3 protein-coding genes and 1 pseudogene are annotated in these 3,617 nt (G+C 67.1%); 3 read left to right on the forward strand and 1 reads right to left on the reverse strand.

From position 1 onward, the window contains the following. Positions 1 to 294 (forward strand): annotated as a pseudogene (locus tag G3N93_RS36260) (hypothetical protein); the annotation flags it as partial. A gap of 289 nt (positions 295 to 583) precedes the next feature. After that, positions 584 to 1,951: an amino acid permease gene (locus G3N93_RS36265; protein WP_174947896.1), complete on the forward strand. Its 1,368-nt coding sequence runs from the start codon at positions 584 to 586 to the stop codon at positions 1,949 to 1,951. 148 nt (positions 1,952 to 2,099) lie between these two features. Here the strand turns inward: G3N93_RS36265 and G3N93_RS36270 are convergent, their stop codons facing one another. Continuing rightward, the gene (locus G3N93_RS36270; protein WP_006476417.1) at positions 2,100 to 2,261 is read right to left on the reverse strand and encodes a hypothetical protein; all 162 of its coding nucleotides are present in this window, start codon (positions 2,259 to 2,261) and stop codon (positions 2,100 to 2,102) included. A 242-nt stretch (positions 2,262 to 2,503) separates the two neighbouring features. On the opposite strand from G3N93_RS36270, the gene G3N93_RS36275 reads away from it, so the two are divergent. Beyond that, positions 2,504 to 3,547 (forward strand): Fe(3+) ABC transporter substrate-binding protein, encoded by a 1,044-nt coding sequence (locus tag G3N93_RS36275; RefSeq protein WP_206135167.1) that lies wholly within the window; start codon positions 2,504 to 2,506, stop codon positions 3,545 to 3,547. The last annotated feature ends 70 nt before the right edge of the window (positions 3,548 to 3,617 follow it).

Here is a 3,617-nt window from a genome sequence, read left to right on the forward strand (position 1 = left end):
TGCGCGGCCGACGGCAGCATCCTCCACGACGACGCGCTGCATCGCGGCCTCGCCGCGGTGCTCGACAATCTCGAGAAAGCCGAGGCCGGCGAGCCGCCGCCGGCCGATCAGCTCGACGCGTCGAAGCAGATCACGCGCGACCTCGACGCGATGGTCGTGTCCGCGGAGAAATCCGATGCGGTGGGCGCCGAACTCACGCACGACCTGAAGGTGCTCGCGCACCAGTGCAAGCAGATGCTCGCGTCGTCGCTGCTGATCCGCAAGGATGCGAGCGTGATCCGCCTGCCCGCCTGACCCCGGCTTTACCCCGCCGGTGGCCGGCCCGCGCATGCCGCGGATCGGCCCCGGTGCTCCCCGATTCAACGACCCCGAAGCATGACCTGCCCGTTCCACGCGGCCTGCGCGCTCGATGCGCGACCGCCCCGCCCCCTATTGCGCCCGTCGCGCCAGTCAGGGAATACCCGATTCCGGTCACCCGGCCCGGCTTGTTATCATTCGTTCACATTTAAGTTGTCTATACAACTTGAGCCAATCGGACCGGCCCCGCTCGCCCGGTCCGTCGCATAACGATATCGGAGACACGATGAAAAACTTGCAGCGCCACCTGAGCGCGCGGCACATCCGCTTTCTCGCGCTGGGTTCGGCGATCGGCACGGGCCTGTTCTACGGCTCGGCATCCGCGATCCAGCTCGCGGGCCCGGCCGTGATCCTGGCGTACATCCTGGGCGGCGCGGCCGTCTACATGGTGATGCGCGCGCTCGGCGAGATGGCCGTGCGCGATCCCGTCGCCGGCTCGTTCGGCCACTACGCGACCGAGAACCTCGGCCCGTTCGCCGGGTTCGTCACCGGCTGGACCTACACGCTCGAAATGGTGATCGTCGCGATCGCCGACATCACCGCGTTCGGCATCTACATGGGCTTCTGGTTTCCGGATGTCCCGCAATGGATCTGGGTACTCGGCGTCGTCGCGATCATCTGCGGGCTCAACCTGTGCCACGTGAAGGTGTTCGGCGAGCTCGAGTTCTGGCTGTCGATCATCAAGGTCGGCGCGATCGTCGCGATGATCGGCGGCGGCGTCGCGATCCTGCTGACCGGCATGCACTTCGGCCACTCGGCCGACGTGCCGACGTTCGCGAACCTGTGGAACCACGGCGGCTTCCTGCCGAACGGCGTCGGCGGGCTGATCGCGTCGCTGTCGGTCGTGATCTTCGCGTACGGCGGGATCGAGGTGATCGGCATGAGCGCCGGCGAGGCGAAGGATCCGGAGCGCGTGATTCCGCGCGCGATCAACGCGGTGCCTGCGCGCATCCTGCTGTTCTACGTGCTGACGATGGTCGTGTTGATGTCGATCAGCCCGTGGACGGGTGTCGGCAACGAAGGCAGCCCGTTCGTGCAGATCTTCTCGGCGCTCGGCGTGAAGTCGGCTGCGACGATCCTCAACCTGGTGGTGATCAGCGCGGCGATCTCCGCGATCAACAGCGACATCTTCGGCGCGGGCCGGATGATGTTCGGGATGGCGCGCCAGGGCCAGGCGCCGCGCGTGCTGATGACGACGTCGCGGCACGGCGTGCCGTGGGTCACGGTGCTCGTGATGGCGGTCGCGCTGCTCGTCGGCGTGCTGCTCAACTACCTGATGCCGAAGGACGTGTTCCTGATGGTCGCGGCGATCGCGACGTTCGCCACCGTGTGGGTGTGGCTGATGATCCTGCTGTCGCAGGTCGCGATGCGCCGCCGGCTGTCGGGCGCCGAAGTCGCGGCGCTGAAGTTCAAGGTGCCGTTGTGGCCCGTCGCGCCGGCACTGACGATCGCGTTCATGGGCTTCGTGATCGTGATGCTCGGCTGGTTCGAGGACACGCGCGTCGCGCTGTATGTCGGCGCGGCCTGGCTCGCGCTGCTCGCGCTCGTGTTCTACGCACGGATCCGCCCGAAGTTCGCACCTGCGTCACGTTGACGCACGACTGACTTGCGTACGCGGCGCGCCGGTTCCGGCGCCCGCTTCTCTCCCGGCTCCGCGCAGCGTCTGGCGCGCCAACAGCCGGAGATTCATCCCCTTCGCATGCACCCTACGTGCGCGGCCCGCCGGGCCGCGCATCGGCACGTCAGTGCGACGCTGCGCTCGCGGCCTCGGCCGGATGGGCCTCGTCGTACGCGTGCTTCTGCGAAATCGCGTTGTACAGGATCGTCCCGATCACGAGCAGCACGGCCACGACGATCAGGATGCTCACGTTGCGGACAGGGTTCTTCTTGCGCTGATCGTTCATGGTCGGGCGATTCCGTCAAATTCATCGAAGCGGGCATTCTACGCGCTTGCGCGCCCGCTGCGACGCGCCGTTTCCGATCCTCATCCCCCGCCTCCTCCCGCCCGCCGCAAGCTTTCATTTGATAACCATTCCCATTTCGATCTAGAATCTCGAATCTTTCATTTTGTAATGTTTCGGGTCGCTTGGGCGGCAGGCGCGCCCCGGAACGCTCCCTTCGTCCACCTGCCCCTTCCGGAGTCTTCATGTCCAATCCGCGCACCCGCCTGCTGCCGCTTGCCGGCGCCCTCGCCCTTGCCGCCGCCGCATTCGCGCCGCTGGCCCACTCGGCCGAGGAAGTGAGCCTGTACACCACCCGCGAACCGAAGCTGATCCAGCCGCTCATCGACGCGTTCACCAAGCAGAGCGGCGTCAAGGTCAACACGGTGTTCGTGAAGGACGGCCTGCTCGAACGCGTGAAGGCGGAAGGCGCGCAGTCGCCGGCCGACGTGCTGATGACGGTCGACGTCGGCAACCTGCTCGATCTCGTCGACGGCGGGCTCACGCAGCCGGTGCGCTCGAAGGCGCTCGACGACGCGATTCCCGCGAACCTGCGCGGCGCGAACGGCGACTGGTACGCGCTGTCGCTGCGCGACCGCGTGCTGTACGTCGAGAAGGACCTGAAGGTCGATGCGTTCCGCTACGAGGATCTCGCCGATCCGAAATGGAAGGGCAAGGTCTGCATCCGCTCGGGCCAGCATCCGTACAACACGGCGCTCGTCGCGGCGATGATCGCGCACGATGGCGAAGCGGCGACCGAGAAGTGGCTGCGCGGCGTGAAGGCGAACCTCGCGCGCAAGGCGACGGGCGGCGACCGCGACGTCGCGCGCGACATCCTCGGCGGCATCTGCGACGTCGGCCTCGCGAACGCCTACTACGTCGGTCACATGAAGAATGCGGAGGCCGGCAGCGATGCGCGCAAGTGGGGCGACGCGATCAAGGTCGTGCGCCCGACGTTCGCGAACGCGAAGAGCGGCGGCACGCACGTGAACATCAGCGGCGCAACGGTCGCGAAGCACGCGCCGCACAAGGCCAACGCGGTAAAACTGCTCGAATATCTCGTGTCGCCGGAAGCGCAGGCGCTGTATGCGCAGGCGAACTACGAATACCCGGTGCGCGCGAACGTGAAGCTCGACCCGGTGATCGCCAGCTTCGGCACGCTGAAGATCGACCCGCTGCCGCTGGCGGACATCGCGAAGCATCGCAAGCAGGCAAGCCAGCTGGTCGACAAGGTCGGCTTTGACAACTGACGCAACCACCGCCGGCGCACGCCGCCCGTCCTGCCGGCCCCGCCTGCTGCCGATCGGACGAGCACACGCC

Origin of the sequence: Burkholderia sp. Se-20378 (assembly GCF_017104665.1) — a bacterium.
Classification (GTDB): Bacteria; Pseudomonadota; Gammaproteobacteria; order Burkholderiales; family Burkholderiaceae; genus Burkholderia; species Burkholderia lata.